Source organism: Halomonas sp. CSM-2 (assembly GCF_002119345.1).
GTDB classification, from domain to species: domain Bacteria; phylum Pseudomonadota; class Gammaproteobacteria; order Pseudomonadales; family Halomonadaceae; genus Vreelandella; species Vreelandella janggokensis.
On record NZ_NBYR01000022.1, the window covers coordinates 1 to 18416 of the forward strand.

Genomic DNA, 18416 nt, shown 5'->3' on the forward strand with positions numbered 1-18416 from the left:
GGCGTGCTGCTGATCAACCAGGGCCTGCCACTGTTCCGGCGTACGGTGCTTTTTCATGGGGGTAACCTCGTGTTGGAAAATATGAGGTTACTGTAGGGCGATTTTCAGCGGGGTGGCAGGACGTCCTGGAATGAACGCTTACGCCGGGTGGGTACCATTGGCGCAGGCGCCAGCCACTATTTGCCGTGGAAAACGGTGGCCAGCGCCGATAACCCGCACCAGCGCGAAGCAGAGGTGGCCGAGGCGCTCGGTGTGACGGTGCTCTCGCCCCAGCAGCGCACCGTGGCGGGGATGCTGGCCCCTCGAAACCTGCTGGATATCGTGCGCCACTTCACGCTGTTCATGAGCAGTGGCGGGCAGACCCTCAAGCGGGTGTGCCGCTATCAGCAGTATCGCGGCGTGGTAAAGGCGGTCGACCGACTCAAGCACGGCAAAACGCGAACCGAGGACGGCGAGCACGACCGGCGCGGCGGCATCATCTGGCACACCCAGGGCTCGGGCAAGTCGCTGACGATGATGTTTCTGGTGCGCCGCATGCGCACCGACCCGGCGCTGCGCCGCTTCAAGATCGTCATCGTCACCGACCGTACCGACCTGCAAAAGCAGCTCGCCGCCACCGCCGCGCTGAGCGGCGATCTGGTCCATGTGGCCAACAACGCCGCCACGCTGAAGAAGATTCTGCGTCAGGAAGGGCCGGGGCTGGTGTTCGCGATGATCCAGAAATACCGCGACGCCGAGGGCAAGGCCAATGCCAGCGACTTCGAGCAGCTCAACACCAGCCAGGACATTCTGGTGATGGTGGATGAAGCCCACCGCACCCAGGCGGGCGACCTGCACGCCAACCTGCAGGCAGGCTTGCCCAACTGCGCGCGCATCGGCTTTACCGGCACGCCGATCATCATGGGCGAGAAGAAACGCACCCACGAGATCTTCGGCGAGTTCATCGACAAGTACACCATCCGTGAATCCGAGGCGGATGGCGCCACCGTGCCGGTGCTTTACGAAGGGCGCACGGCCCAGGGCGCGGTGAAGGATGGCAGCAGCCTCGACGAGCTGTTCGAGGATTTCTTTGCCGAGCGCAGCGACGACGAGCTGGAAGCAATCAAGCAGAAGTACGCCACCAAAGGCAACGTGCTGGAGGCACAGCAGCTCATCGAAGAGAAGGCGCGTGACATGCTGCGCCACTACGTCACCCACATTCTGCCCAACGGCTTCAAGGCGCAGGTGGTGGGCTACAGCCGCCTGGCGGCGGTGCGCTACAAAACGGCATTCGAAGAGGCGCGGGACGAGCTGTTGCAGGCCGCCGACGGGCTCAGCCCGGAGATGAAAGCGCTGAACGACGAGGCGCTGGCACGCAAGTCGCCCAAACTGCAGGCGCTGGTGCAGGCGGGGCGCTACCGCGAGCTGCTGGCGCGGCTGGAGTTCGCGACGATCGTCTCCGGTAGCAATAACGACGGCAGCGAATGGCAAGAGCACACCGACCGCGCCCGTCAGGACGAGGCCATCGCGCGCTTCAAGAAACCCTTGCTACCTAAGGAAGGGCAGACGGCCAATACTGATCCGCTGGCGTTTCTGATCGTCAAATCGATGCTGCTGACCGGCTTCGATGCGCCCATCGAGGGCGTGATGTATCTCGACCGCTCGATTCGCGAAGCCGAGCTGTTGCAGACCATCGCCCGCGTCAACCGTACCGGCTTCGGTAAATCGGTGGGCATCGTGGTGGATTATTTCGGCGTTGCTAATCACCTCAAGGCAGCGCTGGCGGCCTACAGCGATGAGGATGTCGATGGTGCGCTGCGCAGTCTGAAGGATGAGATCCCGGCGCTGCGCGACCGCCACCTACGGGCGGTGGATGTGCTGCGTGCGCGCGGTATCGAGGATCTGAACGATATCGAAAATTGCGTCCAGGCGCTGGACAGCGAGCGGATGCGCCAGGAGTTCGGCGTCAAGGTCAAGGCTTTCATGCAGAGCCTCGACACCGTGCTGCCGCGCCCGGAGGCGCTGCCGTTCACCCAGGATGCCAAGGCGCTGGCGATGATCTACGCCCAGGCGCGTCGGCGGTATCGGGATAGCACGGTGCTGGGCAAGGATGTCGGCGCCAAGGTGCGTCGGCTGATCGACGAGCATGTGATCTCGCTGGGCGTTGACCCGAAAATCGCGCCGGTATCCCTGACCGATGCGCAGTTCGGGCAGCAACTCAATCAGGTACGCGAGCAGGCCGCTCACTACGGCGTCGACCGCGCCGAGGATGGCGACAAAGCGAAGAAAGCCGTGGCGTCGGAAATGGAGCATGCCATTCGCAGCCACGTCACCGGAAAGCTGGACGAAGACCCGGTCTACTATTCCAAGTTGAGCGAGCGGCTCAAGGATATTCTGGAGGGCTTGGCCGGCCAGTGGGATGCCATGATTGCTGCGTTGCAGTCGATCATCGATGAGGTCAATAGCGGTAGCACACGCTTTGAAGAGGGCCTGCCCGATGTGCCCGAGAGCTACCTGCCCTTTTACCGCATGTTGCGCGAGGCCAAATGCGGGGGTGCCGAGCCCGATCTCGCCACCCAGTCGGACTTGATCCAGCTCACCGAGCATCTGGTGGCGCACATTAGCCATGAAGTGAAAACGTCGAGCTTCTGGGAGCCGCACCGTCGACCGATGCAGGAGGCGCTGGAGCAGGCGCTGTTCGAACGTATTTTGGAGAGCGAGCTGCTGGCGTTCGATCAGATCGAGCCGCTGGTCGACAAGCTACGCGACCTGGCCAGGGCCAACAGCTACAAGCTGGAGTAACCATGACGCTCGAGGTGGATGACCTGACCATTACCGTGCGCGAAAGCGCGCGACGCAAGACGCTACGCTTGACCGTCGAGCGCGATCGGTCGCTGGTGTTGAGCACACCACCGGGCGTCGAGATGCCGACGCTGGAAGCCTTCGTGCGTCGCAAGCAGGCGTGGGTCTATCAGAAGCTGGCCGAAAAAGCGCTGATGCAGAAGCAGATCCGACACAAGCGCTACGTACAGGGCGAAGGATTTCTGTATCTCGGCCGTCATCACCGGTTGAATCTGGTCGATGAGCAGGAGGCCCCGCTTCAGTGGCACCATGGTCGTTTTCACCTGCGCCGGGATGCGCGGCCGGATGCCCGGCATCACTTCATCCGTTGGTACAGCGAGCGCGGCAAACAGTGGCTGTGGCAGCGTGTGCGGATGTTTGCCGCGCGGCTGGAGGTCGAGCCTGCCGGTATCAAAGTGCAGGATCTGGGCTACCGCTGGGGCTCCTGCGGCAAGGGCGACATGCTCTATTTTCACTGGAAAACCATGCTGCTACCCGCCCGCATCGCCGAATACGTGGTAGTGCATGAGCTGGTGCATCTGCATGAGCCCAATCACTCCGAGGCCTTCTGGTTGCGCCTAGAGCGCGCCATGCCGGATTACGAAAACCGCAAGCAGTGGCTGGCCGAGCATGGCATGGAAGTCGAGGGGATCTGACATCATGACCGATGAAAATAAGAGTCTGGATATTGGAAGGGAGCGTGGCTTCAGTGATTTCGTGGTGTATGTCGATGAAAGCGGCGATCACGGCATGGCCAATATCGATCCCAATTATCCAGTCTTCGTGCTGGCCTTTTGCATCTTTTATAAAGGCCATTATCTGACCAAGGTTGTTCCTGCGTTGCAACAGCTGAAATTCGACTATTTCGGCCATGACTTGGTCATCCTGCATGAACACGAAATTCGCAAGGAGAAAGGCGATTTCAGGTTGTTCAAAAATAGGGCCGACAAGCAGGCTTTCATGGGACGTCTGAGCAAGTTAATTGATGATAGCAACTTTATCCTCGCCTCATGCGTCATTGAAAAACATCGGCTAAGTAGTCGCGAGGAAATGGATAATCCGTATCACCTGGCACTGAAGCACTGCCTGGAAACGCTATTCGATCTCGTCAAGGAGAAAGGGCAGGAGGAGCTCGTAACGCATGTTATCGTAGAGAAGCGTGGGGCGAAAGAGGACGACGAACTGGAGCTAGAGTTTCGCCGTATCTGCGACGGTGACAACAAATACCAACGTGACCTGCCGTTTAGCATTCGTATGGCTGCGAAAGCTAGTAATTCGGCGGGTCTACAGTTGGCTGACCTGGTCGCACGGCCTATCGGACGCCACGTACTTGATGCAGCGCAGCCCAATCAGGCATTCGACGTGCTCAAGCGCAAGTTCTACTGCGAGGGAGGGCGATTGGCAGTAGGGGATGGCTACGATCAGTGGGGGTTGAAGCATTTGCCTTGATCACTTTTTTCATTCTCTAGATAGCGAAAAACCTCGATGAAACTCACCGAGGTTTAGACGCCGACCGGGCACTCCCAGTCCATTTGTTTGTTATTTTGGATACTCTATACACTAAAGTCAATTTTTACCGTCACTACTCAATATTCTGAATCTGTTCCCGCATCTGCTCGATCAGCACCTTTAACTCGACCGCGCAGCGGGTCGTCTCGGCGACGACGGATTTAGACGAGAGCGTGTTGGCTTCGCGGTTGAGTTCCTGCATCAGGAAATCCAGACGACGGCCTTTTGGGCCTTTTTGTTTCAGTTGACGACTGACTTCGTCGACATGCGCCGTCAGGCGGTCCAGTTCTTCGTCCACATCGGCCTTTTGCGCCACCAGCACCAGCTCAGCTTCAAGGCGTTGGGGATCGAGGTCGGTCTTGGCGACCTCTAAACGCTCCAGCAGGAGGCGGCGCTGGCGCTCAAGAATCTGCGGCAGGAGGCTGCGCACGGTGGCGACCTGCTCGCTTACGGCGGCAAGCCGGGTGGTGATCATGACGGCGAGTTTCTCTCCCTCCCGGGCGCGGGCGTCAATGAGCTCATCCAGCGCCTGGTCGAACAGCGCCTTGGCAGCCGAGGTAATGGCCTCCTGATCCAGGTGCTGGGTTTCCATGACGCCGGGCTGGTTGAGTAGCGCAAGGGTGGTCGGCGGCACGGCACTGGGCACCTGCTGTTGAATAGCCGCCAGTGCGTCGGCAATCTCTTTTAGCCGCCTAGCATTCACGGCGGGCGCCTGATGGGCCTCGGTGGCCTCAAAGCGCAGGCTACACTCGACTTTTCCTCGTGCCAGGCGGGTACGCAGTGTTTCACGAAGCGTCGGCTCCAGGTCGCGCAGGGCATCGGGCAGGCGGAAATGGGGCTCTAAATAACGCTGGTTCACCGAGCGGATTTCCACCTGCAAGGTGCCAAAAGGCGCAACCTGCTCGGCGCGGGCGAAGGCGGTCATGCTGTGTACGCGACTGGAAGCGGCCATGGTTCATCCTGTTGGTCAAAAACGATTAATGATGCATTGCCAACAGTCTACCCGATAGGCCAATCAGCGCACGCCCAGACGTGTACAATGGGGGGCTTTTCCTAGTGACACGTTGATTGAGAGGTACTATTTGTGAGCAGTGCTAAGCGTCCTGATGTTGTGCGTCCCAGCGGTCGCGAGGCCGACCAGCTGCGTGATATTCGCATAACCCGCGATTACACCCGCCATGCGGAAGGCTCCGTACTGGTGGAGTTTGGCGATACCAAGGTATTGTGTAATGCGAGCGTGGAAGCAGGCGTACCGCGCTGGCTGCGCGGCAAGAATCAGGGTTGGGTAACGGCCGAGTACGGCATGCTGCCCCGCGCGACCCACTCGCGCAGTGGCCGCGAGGCCACCCGCGGCAAGCAGGGCGGCCGTACGCTGGAGATTCAACGTTTGATTGGCCGCAGCCTGCGCGCCGCAGTGAATTTGAAGAAACTGGGCGAGTTCACCATTACGCTGGATTGCGATGTCATCCAGGCCGACGGCGGGACCCGCACCGCAGCGATTACCGGTGGCTGCGTCGCGCTTGTGGATGCGATCCGCTACCTGCAGCGCGATAAAAAGATCAAAGGTGACCCCTTCAAGCAGTTGGTCAGCGCGATTTCGGTGGGTATCTACAAAGGCGTGCCGGTGCTGGACCTGGACTACGCGGAAGACAGCAAGGCCGACACCGATCTGAACGTGGTGATGACCGAAAGCAACGAGTTGATTGAAGTGCAGGGCACCGCCGAAGCAGGCGCCTTCAATCGTGCCGAGCTGAATGCCATGCTCGATATCGCCGAGAAAGCCGGCGACGAGCTACGTGAAAAGCAGCGCGAAGCGCTGGGTATTCGAGGCTGATAAGCGTTAGCCACAACGCCACATGCCGACCCAAGGGTCGGCCTATGACGTGTCAGCTGCGGACGGACGGCGACGCGGGAAGTACGCGCCTAGAGCGCCAGGTCGTACTCGACGATCAGCGGGGCGAACTCGGAGAAGGTCGCATCGTAATCGATCCACGCATCGACCACGTGGCGGCGGAAGTTGGGACCGACCAGCTGGTAGTCGATTCGCCAGCCTTCCTGGCGCTCACGGGGAACTTCCTGGTGAAGCTTCGGCCACCAGGTGTATTCGCCCGCGTCGCGGTTGATTTCCCGGAAGGTGTCGATAAACCCGGTTGGGCCAAGCACCTGATCCATCCAGGCGCGCTCTTCCGGGCGGAAACCCGACGTGAGCTGATTGTCGGACCAGTTGGCCAGATCGACGGTCTTGTGGGCAATGTTCCAGGTACCGCAGATGATGTATTCGCGGCGTTTGCGCGACATCTTGGTCAGATACTCCTGGTATTGGTCCATGAACGCCTGTTTGGCTTTTTGGTCGCTCCCGTCGGGCATCAGGAAGGTCGCAATGCTGAAACGGTCATAGTCCGCCTGCAGAAAACGCCCTTCGTGGTCACACTGGGGGAAGCCAAGGCCGTACATGATCGCCTTGGGGATTTGACGGCAATACAGTGCTACCCCGGAGAAACCATCCTCTTCAGCATCCAGGAAGTAGCCTTCATAGCCTTCCGGGTACAGAATATGGTCACCCAATTCAAAACTTTTTGCCTTGATGTTCTGCACGCAGACCACGTCGGCATCCTGCTGAGCCAGCCAGTCCAGGAAGCCACGGTCGACGGCATCACGTATACCATTGACATTAATGCTGGCAATTTTCATAAATCGTCCCTTTTGCGTCGCTGCTGTATGATACCCGACGTTTAGACGTTTGGGTAAATAGACAAACCAAATCTTGCTATTTACCTGCTTTTTATTGTTGCCTTTGCCCCAACTTTTGATCGACAAGGGAAGACCGCCGTGGCCACCACTCTACAACCCTACCAGCGCGATTTCATTGCTTTTGCCATTGAGCAGGGGGTGCTCAAGTTTGGCGAATTCACGCTTAAATCCGGGCGTGTAAGTCCTTACTTCTTCAATGCAGGCCTGTTCCAGACCGGCCGCGCGCTCGCCAAGCTGGGCCGCTTCTATGCCCAGGCGATCGTCGATAGCGGCCTTGAGGCCGATGTGCTGTTTGGCCCGGCGTACAAGGGCATTCCCCTGGCAGCGGTGACTGCCGCAGCCCTGGCTGACCACCACGATCATGACATCCCCTACGCCTTTAACCGTAAAGAGGCCAAAAGCCACGGAGAAGGCGGCGACATTGTCGGCGCACCCCTTGCCGGTGATATTCTGATTATCGACGACGTGATTACCGCAGGCACCGCTATACGCGAGGTCATGAGTCTAATCGAGCAGAATGGTGCTCGTGCTCGGGGCGTGATCATTGCCTTGGACCGTCAGGAGCGTGGCCAGGGTGAACAGAGCGCGATTCAGGAAGTGCAGTCTCAGTACGGCATCCCGGTGGTTAGTATCGTGACGCTTGAGCAGGTGCTTACCTATCTTGAAGAGCATGCCGGTGGCGAGATGCTGGCCTACGCCGAAGCCGTTCGGGCTTATCGTGACCGCTACGGAATTGCCGACTAAACGGCTAAAGTGCGTGGGCGCCCGCATAGTCTTGCTGGCGCCACGCCTCATAGCTCACGATAGCGACCGCGTTGGAGAGATTGAGGCTACGGTTATTGGGCTGCATGGGGATACGCAACGTTTGCTCGGCAGGCAAGGCAGCGTGAACCTCGGGCGAGAGCCCGGCGGTTTCCGAACCAAACAGCAGCACATCACCTGGCGCATAGGGCGCCGCGCTGTGGGCACGGGTGCCTTTCGTGGTGATTGCCCAGATGGTGCGTCCCTGCATGGCGCTTTGAAAGGCGCTAAAATCGGCATGGCGCGTCACATTGGCAAGATCACGGTAGTCCAGCCCGGCGCGGCGCAGCTTTTTCTCTTCCAGGTCGAAGCCCAGCGGCTCGATCAGATGTAATCGACAACCGTTGTTGGCCACCAGGCGCATGATATTGCCCGTATTGGGTGCCATCCGCGGTTCAAATAAAGCAACTTCAAACATTAACACCTGCCTATTGTTAGCCCATTATGCGTTTACCCAGCGCCGCTGATTATAATCGAAACCGCCCTGCAACACTTTAGAGGTTACCCGTCGCCATGACGCCCCAGCCGCCAAAGAGCATCCTTAGCCGCATTAACGGGCTCAATCCGCGCCAGCAGGAAGCCGTGCGCTATATTGATGGCCCCTGTTTGGTACTCGCAGGGGCAGGCTCCGGTAAAACCAGTGTGATTACCACCAAAATCGCTTACCTGGTGCAGGAATGCGGTATGAGCGCACGCAAGATCGCCGCGGTGACCTTTACCAACAAGGCCGCCCGGGAGATGAAAGAGCGCGTAGGGCAAATGCTGCACGGCAAGGAAGGCCACGGACTGACGGTTTCCACCTTCCACACCCTGGGGCTGAACATCATCCGCGGTGAGCTGAAAACCCTGGGGTACAAACCCGGCTTTTCGCTCTTCGATCCGGAGGATGCCAAAGCGCTGCTGCGCGACCTGATGAATAAAGACGCCCAGGTTGATGCCGAGCAAATCAACACGGTGCAGGGCAAAATCTCCCAGTGGAAAAACGACCTGATGCTGCCCAGCGACGCGCTGTCGTTTGCGGCGGACGACGACGAGCATTTTGCCGCACGGGTCTACGAAGCCTATGTTCGCCATCTGAAAGCCTATAACGCCGTGGATTTTGACGACCTGATTCTGCTGCCGGTGGTCCTGCTGCAACGCGACCCGGAAGCGCTGGCCCGCTGGCGGCGCAAGATCCACTACATGCTGGTGGATGAATATCAGGACACCAATGTTTCCCAGTACCTGCTGGTTAAGCTGCTGATGGCTGAACGGGCAACCTTTACCGTGGTGGGCGACGATGACCAGTCGATTTATGCCTGGCGTGGCGCCCGGCCGGAAAACCTGATTACCCTGGGCGAAGACTTCCCGCGCCTGAAGGTGATCAAGCTGGAGCAGAACTACCGCTCGACCGGCACGATCCTGCGCGCCGCCAACACGCTGATTGCCTATAACCCCCACGTCTACGAAAAAACCCTGTGGTCGGATATGGGCGACGGCGCCTCCATTCGAGTCATCGTCAATCGCCACGAGGAAGCCGAAGCGGAGCGAGTCGCCAGCGAAATGTTTACCCGGCGGATCAAGGAAAAAGCCGAATGGCGGGACTTTGCCGTGCTTTACCGGGGTAACTTCCAGGCACGGCTGCTGGAGTTAAAGCTGCAGCATTACCAAATCCCCTACAAGCTGTCCGGCGGCACGTCGTTTTTCTCGCGCAACGAGATCAAGGACACCATGGCCTATCTGCGGCTGCTGATTAATCCCGCCGACGACAACGCTTTTTTACGTATCGTGAACGTTCCGCGCCGGGAAGTAGGTCCCGGAACCGTCGAGAAACTTGCCAACTACGCCACCGAGCGCTCGATTTCGCTGTTTGCCGCTTGTCATGAGCTGGGCCTGGAGCAGGTGCTGCCGACCCGAGCCGTGGAGCGGCTATCGCGTTTCACCCACTTTATCGACGGTGTACGCAAACGCATGGACCAGGGCGATGCGATTGCCGCTATTCGCGACATGCTGAGGGACATGGATTACGAGGCCTGGCTGTACCAGAACGCCAGCGCACCGACCGTCGCCGAACGACGCATGGCCAACGTGTGGATTTTGATCGACCAGTTGGAAAAGTCGCTCAACCGCGATCCGGAAGATGATGCATCTGAAGCCACCGAAACCGATAGCGTGGAAGCGGCGATATCACGCCTGGTGCTGCGCGATATCCTCGAGCAACAGGCGGAAGAAGACGACTCCGACCGGGTGCAACTGCTCACCATGCACGCCTCCAAAGGGCTGGAGTTTCCCCACGTTTATTTGATGGGCCTGGAAGAGGATCTATTGCCCCACCGCAATGCCATTGAAACGGGCACGGTGGAAGAAGAGCGTCGCCTGGCCTACGTAGGCATTACCCGCGCACGACGCACGCTGACGTTGACGCTTGCCCGCCAGCGCAAAGCTTACGGCGAGTTGATGGACTGCCAACCTAGCCGCTTCCTGGACGAATTGCCTGCTGAAGACCTGGAATGGGAAGGCCGCGCGGATAAGGAAGACCCGGAGAAAAAGCAGGCCCGGGGGCAGGATGCCATTGCGGGGCTGCGTTCTTTACTTGGCTGAGGTGTGCTTTAAATCAGAAGTGCAAGCGAGATTCGGCGCTTATAAATTATCCACAGGCCGTCAGCCACAACCGCTTGTGGACAATTTAAATAAGCACAAAGAGCAACACTCTGTTTATTCGGCCTCGGCGACCATATAGTCGACAACCGCCTGAATTTCTTCGTCGGACGCGCTACTGCCACCGCGCGCTGGCATGGCGCCTTTCCCCTCATACACGCTTTGATAGAGAGCCTCGATACCTTGCTCAAGACGAGATGCCCACGCCTCGGCGTCCCCTAGCCCTGGCGCTCCCGCCGCGCCGCTATCGTGGCACGCCGCACAACCGATACTGCTATACAGCGAGGCGCCATCCAATCCACCACCACCGCTTTCAGCATTGGTTTCGGCTTCTGCTTGCGCCGCTTGGGTGCCACAGTCCTGGCCCTGTAAACAAACGCTACCTACCGGCGCCAGCCGCTCCGCAATCGCCTCCCGGGAGGCATCATCAGCGATTGCTCCCGACCCGCTCAGCATGGCAACCCCAAGTGCAACAAGACCTTTTGCTATCTGCTTAACGTTCACTCGCACCACCTCTTATTTATTATTGTCGGCGTCTGGGCGGCTGAAGATTAAAGGCTACCAATACGCCTACTTAATGAATATTAGCAGTATAGTGGTAATTCAAAGTGCCACAAAACCCACCACGCCTGCCGGGTCAACGCGGCAACGACGTCTTGACGGCTAGCCGCGCCAGGCCATGACATACTGTTGAGCATATTCGCTGAAGCCAGCGCGCCTGTAGAGGTTAAACGCCGGCAAGTTTTCATGATCCACCGATAGCAATAGCTCCAATGCATTCGCCTGCTGGGCGAGGGCCAAGGCATGGTTGAGAATATGGCCGCCCAGTCCCAGACGCCGCCACTCAGGCACCAGTCCCATCAGCATCAGCTCCCAACGGTTAATCTCGCTCCGCGGTGCCAACAGCAAGGCGCCGATGGGCGACGGCGATTCATCCACATACAGCGCATGCCAGTGAGCGGGGGCGTGGGGGGCTTGCCCGTAGAAACCAGCCAGTAAGTCGTTGACCGATAAGATGTCGCGTAATCCACGACAGTCCAGCGAGTCATGCCCAACCGCGGTCATCAACGCATGCTCCTGAGCCGTTGTCAGAAGGTCCCATGGTGCCCAATGCAGTTGGGTGAAGGGCTTTGCAGCAGGAAAGCGCTGGTCCACGCCTGCTTTTAAACAGCGCAGCGATACGAGCGGCTGCATGCCATGGGCGATCAATTGCGCTCGCTGTTGGGTCGCCTCTGGGTCTAGCTCAATGTGACAAAGCGTTAAGCGTTGCTGAATGACCCAATGTCGTGCCGTCTCGATCAACGCGCTTATGTGATCACCTTGCACATTGGGTAGCCATAGCTGCGCCATATTCTGTGGCAGCCGCTGTACCCAAACAACACCGTTGATACGCCCTCTCTCCAGGCTTATCCATAAGCTCTGCCAAGCCGTTTCCGGCGCCTTCGTCATCGACTTTAGCGCCTCGGTCAATGCTTTCTGTCCTTTCGACGACTGCGACTTGGCCAGATGCAGGAGTGCCTCGTGGCGGTGTTCAGGCGAGCATAGGATAATCTTTGAGGTATGTGCCATAGACGCTACTATCGTTGTCATCCATTGTGTTTATCTGACTATCGTATTCATCTGAATAGGTAAACTCACCCAAGGACATCATCTCTCATCATGCGCATCCTACTGGTAGAGGACGACTCAAGTTTAGCGTCTGGTATACGCCTGGCGCTTAAGCCTGAAGGGTACACGGTTGACCATCTCAGCGATGGAGTGAGTGCCCGGTCAACGCTGCTGGAAGGGATGCCCTTCGATGCCGTGATACTTGACCTGGGGTTACCCCGCCTGGATGGCGTCGACGTGCTCAAAGCCGTCAGAAGCGAAGGTCATCAGGTACCGATCCTGGTGCTGACCGCCCGTGATGCGGTCGATGAGCGAATTGCCGGCTTGGATGCCGGCGCCGATGATTACTTGGTCAAACCGTTTGATGTCACCGAGCTTACCGCCCGGCTACGCGCTTTGTTAAGGCGTAGCCATGGGCAAGCCCGCTCGCTGCTGGAGTGTCAGGGGATACGCTTTGATCCGGTCACTCTCAAGGTAAGTTATCAAGGACAAGAAGTGTCACTTTCACGCCGCGAACTGACACTGTTGCAGGAATTCATGAGTCACCCTGGACGTGTGTTCACACGCGATACCTTAACCCAGTTGGTGTACGGATGGGATGAAGATGTCGAAAGTAATGCCATTGAAGTCCATATTCATCATTTGAGGCGCAAGTTTTTTCCCCATGTCATACGTACCGTGCGGGGCATTGGTTACGTGATGGATAACCCCGGATGAGATCGATTCAATACCGCACCCTCACCTTGGTACTTCTGGTCTTTGGCGTCAGCACGCTGGTGATTGGGGTGATCAGCTACCGCTATGCCGCGCATCAGATAAGCGAGCTTTCAGATGCTCGACTTGCACAGCATGCCCGGCTTCTCGAAGGCATGGCGCAAGCGTCTGGACTGAGTGAGGATCGCAAAGCGATGCTGAGCAATATTGAAAACGCGTTACAGCGCGCCGAATCGGCCGATTCACCCTACGGACATCGCTACTCAAGTCAGCTTACCTTCCAGCTGTGGGAAAACGATCAGCTATTGCTGCGCTCCTCAACAGCGCCCGCTATACCCCCCCCACCGACAGGACACGGGCTACTATGACCTCACTATTGACCAACAGGCATGGCGGATTTATGCCCTGAATCAGTCAGATACCAATCAACGAATTGTCGTCGCCGAACGCGAAAACAGCCGCGGTGAATTGAGTCGTTCGGTCGCCCTGCGCACCTTATTACCTGAGCTGATAGGCTTGCCCCTGGTCGCCTTGCTGTTGTGGTGGTGTATTGGCTGGGGGTTAGCGCCATTGTCGCGAATGGCCGAGCAGACAAGGACACGCGGCCCCCACAACCTTCAACCTCTGTCGCTGACGTCGCTGCCTCAAGAGTTAGCCCCGATCGCCAGCGCGTTAAATCAATTATTGGCGCGTATCCGTCAGATACGCACCCGCGAAGAGCGTTTTATCGCTGATGCTGCCCACGAATTACGCACGCCACTCGCCGTGCTGGACCTCCACGCGCAAAATGCGCTGAGCGCCCATAGCCATGAAGACCGTGAAGAGGCGCTTGATCACCTACGCGACGGTGTTACCCGCGCCACGCGAGTGGTCAGCCAGTTGCTTGCCCTGGCCCGTCTAGCACCGGAAACCGAAATACAACGTCACTACCGTCCAGCCAACTTGCTCATCGAAGCACGTGAAACCCTCGCCGAACTCTCGCCGCTAGCCGCCGAACGCCAACAGCAGGTGACCCTGCATGCCGATGAAACGCTGGACTGGCAGATGGAAGCGGAGCCCGGTGCCGTTGAAACCGTGTTGCAAAATATTGTGGGTAACGCTTTCCAGCACACACCGACTAAAGGCGTTATCGACATCGCCTTAACCGCCACCGCTCATCACGTCTCACTCTGCGTGGATGACCAGGGGCCAGGTATCCCGGATCAGGCATACTCAAAGGTGATAGAACGTTTCCAGCGTGCCGGACCAGGCGCCGGGGCAGGCTTGGGGCTATCCATTGTTGACCGTGTCGTCAAACGTCACAATGGTGATTTCACCATGACACAGGCGCCTCAGGGTGGACTGCGCGTTTGCATTACGCTGCAGCGTTATCCTTCCCGACACAGAATGACCTCAATCGACCCCAGCGTTTCTTAAGGTTGCCATAAGAATATCGTGCAAATGTGACGTAACGGCAGGACATCTGTTGTTTGCCATTACGTCACTAAACGCAGGTACTCTAATGAACCAGATATTTTTTTCACCCAAGCCTTTAATTCAACTGGGGTCAACGCCAACGCTGGTTGTCCCTAAAAAGCCGTCGTTATCGCCACAAAGCCCAGCTATAAGCGTTCTGACCGATTTTAGCCAGGTACGTCCTCAATGGGTTGATGGCGATACCCCGGTTGATCAGGCCCACCAAAAAATGCGCGACGCGGGGGTGCGGTTGCTGTTTGTCATGGATAGCCATGAGCATTGTATCGGGGTGATCACGGCCAAAGAAATCATTGGCAAGCGGCGAATCAATATCGCCATGCAGCAACGCCAGCTAAGTCAAGAGGACATCACGGCCGAAATGATCATGACCCCCTGGCACAAATTAAGCGCTATGCCGCTTAGCCAACTTTCGTCGCTGAGCATCGAGGATTTGGTGATATCGATGGAAAGCTTTACGGATCAGCACTTGCTGATTATAGAAAATGATGATCGTCACGATCCCAGTATTCGCGGCATCATTTCAGCCGGCGACATTCAAGCGGCGATCGGCAAGACGATCAATGCCATCCCGAGGGCACAAAGCTTTGCGGATATCTGCCATGTCATAACGGGCCACGACATTTAAGCGACTCATGGCTTCAAATCTACCGCCCGCGCGCGTCAACGTGCGGGCGGTTGTATTGAAATGGGCCTAAAACAGCCCGGCATTTAACCAAAGGTGGGTAAGAATGCTGGCGATATAGCCCAGCATGATGGCTGGCGCCCAGCGCAGATGACGGGCAAAGGTATAAATTCCCCTGGCCTGGCCCATCAGGGCAACCCCTGCCGCAGAGCCCATGGATAGCAGACTGCCACCAACACCTGCCGTCAGCGTGATCAGTAGCCAGTTGCCCAGCGACATGTCCGGTTCCATCGAAAGCACCGCGAACATCACTGGGATGTTATCCACCACCGCTGAAATCAGGCCAAGCACCACGTTGGCCCACACCGGATTCCAACTACCGTAAAGGGTCTCCGACAGCAGGCCGAGATAACCGATAAAGCCCAGACCACCCACACACATCACCACGCCGTAGAAGAAAAGCAGCGTGTCCCACTCGGAGCGGGCTATCCGACTGAAGATGTCAAAGGGAACAACGCTGCCCAGTTGCTCGAGTTTTTTCCAATCGCCGCGGCGGGAATAGCGCTCACGCTTGCGCTCCAGTGAGCGCGGCAAACTGCGGCGCAGGTAGTAACCAAAGAACTGCAGCAGACCAAGACCAAACATCATGCCCATGGCAGGCGGCAAATGCAGCACAGAGTGGCAGAGAACCGAAATCGCCACGGTGATCAGGAACAGCACGACAATGCGCCGTGCACCTCGCTTCAGCCACACATTTTCAGACAAGGCTGCGGGTTTTCTGTTGCGAATAAAGCAACTCATGATTACCGCTGGCACCATGAAATTGACGATTGACGGCACCAGCAACTGGAAGAAATCACCGAAGGCAACCTGACCGGCCTGCCAGACCATCAGCGTCGTGATATCGCCGAAGGGGCTGAAGGCGCCACCCGCATTAGCGGCGACCACTACGTTAATGCAGCAAAGGCTGATAAAACGATCATCGCCCTCGGCCACTTTCAGCACCACGGCACACATCAGCATCGCCGTGGTCATGTTGTTGGCGATCGCCGATATACCAAATGCCAGAATGCCGGTAATCCAGAACAGGGTGCGGTAGCTAAACCCCTTTCGCACCAGCCATGCGCGCAGAGCGTCAAACACCCGCCGCTCTTCCATGGCGTTTATATAGGTCATGGCCACCAGCAAGAACAAGAGTAGCTCGGTATACTCCAACAGCGTTTCACGAAACGCCGTTTCCGCCTCTTGGGGCAACCCCGCCTGAACGTAGACCCAGGCCACCAATGCCCAGATCAGACCAGCAGCCACCAATACCGGCTTTGATTTGCGCATGTGCAAAAGTTCTTCGGCCATGACTAACGCATAGGCGAGCACGAATATGGCAACAGATAAGACACCGGCGATAGAGCGGGTTAGATCGAGGGAGCCGGCAGCGGCATAAGACAAGGAAGGAACAGCAAGACAGCATAACGCAAGCAGCAGCCACATCACGCGACGGCAATAATGCCCAGCGATGCGGAAATCAGGTGGTTTCATGGCGAAGAAGTCCCAGCGGTCGAACGAAGGAAARAAAAACCGCCATAATGATAAGCCGACTAACGGAGTAGAGCAATGCAACATTGCAGTCACCGAAGAGAGATAGGCAGAATAAAGTTGACTCGCTTACGCCATTGACATAGGTAAAGCATTTCAGTGCAGGTACCATTTTATTAGTTAACCTGACGGCTCATTTACTCTTCTGGCATAGTCAAATTTTCTCTAACGCTTTGTTAAAAAATATATTTAATGTAAGCACTGGCAAATCTCATACTTTTTAATACCCGCTTTAACGCTAAGTCACCGGACTTTACATTCCCCCATGATCGACCAACACTAATCACATTCCTGTCGGCATAGTGCTGCATGCTAGAAAACCTACCCCTTCATTTTCAGCCTGAGACTGGAAAAGGGTGCTTTCTATAGGGGCTTGATAACTCATGATGCGCGGCTGAAACGCCGTTTCAAGAACTTGCCTTACGTAGGGCCTGATCACTATTAGCAGTGGTTGCCAGCAACCATGAGGTAACGTCATGATCGAGCCAGCCAGGCAACTCATAACAGCAGGAAACAAGACGTTTCTTCATAACACCGTAAAACAGCTCTTAGGGTATGGCTGGTCAATTAACCATGCTATCAACGCTCATCAAGCAATGGAATTGCTCGACAAAGCACCTTGTCGAGTTGGATTGCTCACTATCGATCCTTCAACATCCATCCTTCCTTTGGAAATCGATAGTCACTCTCGGCTGTCAGATATCTCTTGGGTAGCCATCATCGAACGTAATGGGTTAAGTCAGGAGAAGACGCGCGAGCGGATTTTTAATACTTGTTACGCCTATCAAGTCCCTCCCATCGATGTAAGAAAACTCGATACCTTGATGGAGAATGCGCTGGCAATGGCCAACCTCAAAGGCGCTCACCGGATCCCGACTCTTTCCTGTTTGGACGACGAATATCATATCGTTGGCGATAGCCCGACCATGCAACGGCTCTATCGAACGATCGCCAAAGTGGCCTGTGCCAGTGCACCTGTACTGATCACCGGAGAGTCGGGCACGGGAAAGGAACTCACAGCTCATGCTATTCATAATCATTCACCCAGACGCCATGGCCCGTTTAACGTCGTCAATTGTGGCGCTCTACCCCCCGGGCTTATCCAGTCCGAACTCTTCGGTCACGAGAAAGGCGCCTTCACCGGGGCTAATCAGCGCAAGGTCGGCATCATAGAGCATTCGCAGGGAGGTACCCTGTTTCTCGACGAGATCGGAGACCTGCCGCTGGATTTACAAGTCAATCTGCTTCGCTTTCTGGAAGACCTCAAAGTGCTGCGCGTCGGTGGGCTTAAGGAGATTCCTGTCGATGTCAGGGTATTGGCCGCCACCCACGTCAACCTTGATGAAGCCGTCAGCAGGGGCGATTTTCGTGAAGATCTCTACCATCGGCTCAATGTGCTTCAAGTCAGGGTACCGGCACTGAGAGAGCACCTTGAAGACATTGAAGCCCTGGCCCACTTTTTTTTCCAGAAATTCTCAACCGAAAAACCAACCCGTGTCTGTGGATTCAGCCACGCATGTATCACTGTCATGCGTCAGCACCGCTGGCCGGGCAACATCCGCGAACTGGTCAACCGGGTTAGACGCTCAATGGTCATGTGCGAACAGAGGCTCATTACGCCCGCCGATATGGGGCTGGAAAGGCGACATGGACTTTCCCGGGGTATTGATACCCTTCAGCAGGTTCGCGACGCAGCAGAGTTCGAGGCCATCAGGTCTGCCCTGGCACGCAACAAACACAATGTGCTGCGTGCGTCGCTCGAACTGGGTGTCTCACGCGTCACCTTATACCGATTAATCGAAAAGCACGGTATCGCAAAGAACGGCTGCCCCCATGAACGGCAAACGATCCATGTCTCTCCCCGTTAGGACGAGGCACTACGCAA

General features: G+C 57.0%; 17 protein-coding genes. 11 read left to right on the forward strand and 6 right to left on the reverse strand.

The genetic code is table 11. The features are described 5' to 3' along the window. Positions 1-147 precede the first annotated feature (147 nt). From B7L15_RS16650 to B7L15_RS16660, 3 genes are read left to right on the forward strand one after another with little or no spacing between them, the layout of a single operon-like run. A complete protein-coding gene (locus B7L15_RS16650; protein WP_085920049.1) occupies positions 148-2781 on the forward strand; it encodes a type I restriction endonuclease subunit R in 2634 nt (877 codons plus the stop codon). Between the two features lie 2 nt (positions 2782-2783). Beyond that, positions 2784-3476, forward strand: coding sequence for a M48 family metallopeptidase (locus B7L15_RS16655; protein WP_085920050.1), 693 nt, complete (start codon positions 2784-2786; stop codon positions 3474-3476). 4 nt (positions 3477-3480) lie between these two features. Further along, positions 3481-4269, forward strand: coding sequence for a DUF3800 domain-containing protein (locus B7L15_RS16660; protein ID WP_176243716.1), 789 nt, complete (start codon positions 3481-3483; stop codon positions 4267-4269). 133 nt (positions 4270-4402) lie between these two features. Here B7L15_RS16660 and B7L15_RS16665 read toward each other — a convergent pair whose 3' ends face one another. Continuing rightward, the gene (locus B7L15_RS16665) at positions 4403-5281 is read right to left on the reverse strand and encodes a YicC/YloC family endoribonuclease (protein ID WP_085920052.1); all 879 of its coding nucleotides are present in this window, start codon (positions 5279-5281) and stop codon (positions 4403-4405) included. Between the two features lie 159 nt (positions 5282-5440). Here B7L15_RS16665 and rph point away from each other — a divergent pair, with 159 nt between their 5' ends. Beyond that, a complete protein-coding gene (gene rph, locus B7L15_RS16670) occupies positions 5441-6163 on the forward strand; it encodes a ribonuclease PH (RefSeq protein WP_176243720.1) in 723 nt (240 codons plus the stop codon). Positions 6164-6252: 89 nt separating this feature from the next. Here the strand turns inward: rph and B7L15_RS16675 are convergent, their stop codons facing one another. Then, positions 6253-7020: an exodeoxyribonuclease III gene (locus tag B7L15_RS16675; protein WP_085920054.1), complete on the reverse strand. Its 768-nt coding sequence runs from the start codon at positions 7018-7020 to the stop codon at positions 6253-6255. A gap of 138 nt (positions 7021-7158) precedes the next feature. Between B7L15_RS16675 and pyrE the strand changes: the two genes are divergently transcribed. Then, on the forward strand, positions 7159-7824 hold the full coding sequence (pyrE, locus tag B7L15_RS16680; RefSeq protein WP_085920055.1) for an orotate phosphoribosyltransferase: 666 nt from the start codon (positions 7159-7161) through the stop codon (positions 7822-7824). 4 nt (positions 7825-7828) lie between these two features. On the opposite strand, the gene B7L15_RS16685 is transcribed toward pyrE, so the two are convergent. After that, positions 7829-8299, reverse strand: a complete 471-nt coding sequence (locus B7L15_RS16685; RefSeq protein WP_085920056.1) for a tRNA (cytidine(34)-2'-O)-methyltransferase — start codon at positions 8297-8299, stop codon at positions 7829-7831. Positions 8300-8394: 95 nt separating this feature from the next. Between B7L15_RS16685 and rep the strand changes: the two genes are divergently transcribed. Continuing rightward, positions 8395-10461, forward strand: a complete 2067-nt coding sequence (gene rep, locus B7L15_RS16690; RefSeq protein ID WP_085920057.1) for a DNA helicase Rep — start codon at positions 8395-8397, stop codon at positions 10459-10461. A 114-nt stretch (positions 10462-10575) separates the two neighbouring features. On the opposite strand, the gene B7L15_RS16695 is transcribed toward rep, so the two are convergent. Further along, positions 10576-11022: a c-type cytochrome gene (locus B7L15_RS16695; protein ID WP_254902969.1), complete on the reverse strand. Its 447-nt coding sequence runs from the start codon at positions 11020-11022 to the stop codon at positions 10576-10578. A 159-nt stretch (positions 11023-11181) separates the two neighbouring features. Then, the gene (locus tag B7L15_RS16700; protein ID WP_085920058.1) at positions 11182-12087 is read right to left on the reverse strand and encodes a GNAT family N-acetyltransferase; all 906 of its coding nucleotides are present in this window, start codon (positions 12085-12087) and stop codon (positions 11182-11184) included. A gap of 90 nt (positions 12088-12177) precedes the next feature. On the opposite strand from B7L15_RS16700, the gene B7L15_RS16705 reads away from it, so the two are divergent. The 4 genes from B7L15_RS16705 to B7L15_RS16715 all read left to right on the forward strand — a co-directional run bounded on the left by B7L15_RS16705 (position 12178) and on the right by B7L15_RS16715 (position 14941). Next, positions 12178-12843 (forward strand): response regulator, encoded by a 666-nt coding sequence (locus B7L15_RS16705; RefSeq protein ID WP_085920059.1) that lies wholly within the window; start codon positions 12178-12180, stop codon positions 12841-12843. Further along, positions 12840-13208: a hypothetical protein gene (locus tag B7L15_RS20035; RefSeq protein ID WP_369596871.1), complete on the forward strand. Its 369-nt coding sequence runs from the start codon at positions 12840-12842 to the stop codon at positions 13206-13208. Before B7L15_RS16705 ends, B7L15_RS20035 begins: the two co-directional genes overlap by 4 nt. A gap of 100 nt (positions 13209-13308) precedes the next feature. Beyond that, on the forward strand, positions 13309-14256 hold the full coding sequence (locus B7L15_RS16710; protein ID WP_369596872.1) for an ATP-binding protein: 948 nt from the start codon (positions 13309-13311) through the stop codon (positions 14254-14256). Positions 14257-14341: 85 nt separating this feature from the next. Then, a complete protein-coding gene (locus B7L15_RS16715; protein ID WP_085920060.1) occupies positions 14342-14941 on the forward strand; it encodes a CBS domain-containing protein in 600 nt (199 codons plus the stop codon). Between the two features lie 66 nt (positions 14942-15007). Here B7L15_RS16715 and nhaD read toward each other — a convergent pair whose 3' ends face one another. After that, a complete protein-coding gene (gene nhaD / locus B7L15_RS16720) occupies positions 15008-16474 on the reverse strand; it encodes a sodium:proton antiporter NhaD (RefSeq protein ID WP_085920061.1) in 1467 nt (488 codons plus the stop codon). 533 nt (positions 16475-17007) lie between these two features. Between nhaD and B7L15_RS16725 the strand changes: the two genes are divergently transcribed. Further along, positions 17008-18399, forward strand: coding sequence for a sigma-54 dependent transcriptional regulator (locus tag B7L15_RS16725; protein ID WP_085920062.1), 1392 nt, complete (start codon positions 17008-17010; stop codon positions 18397-18399). Positions 18400-18416: the final 17 nt, after the last annotated feature.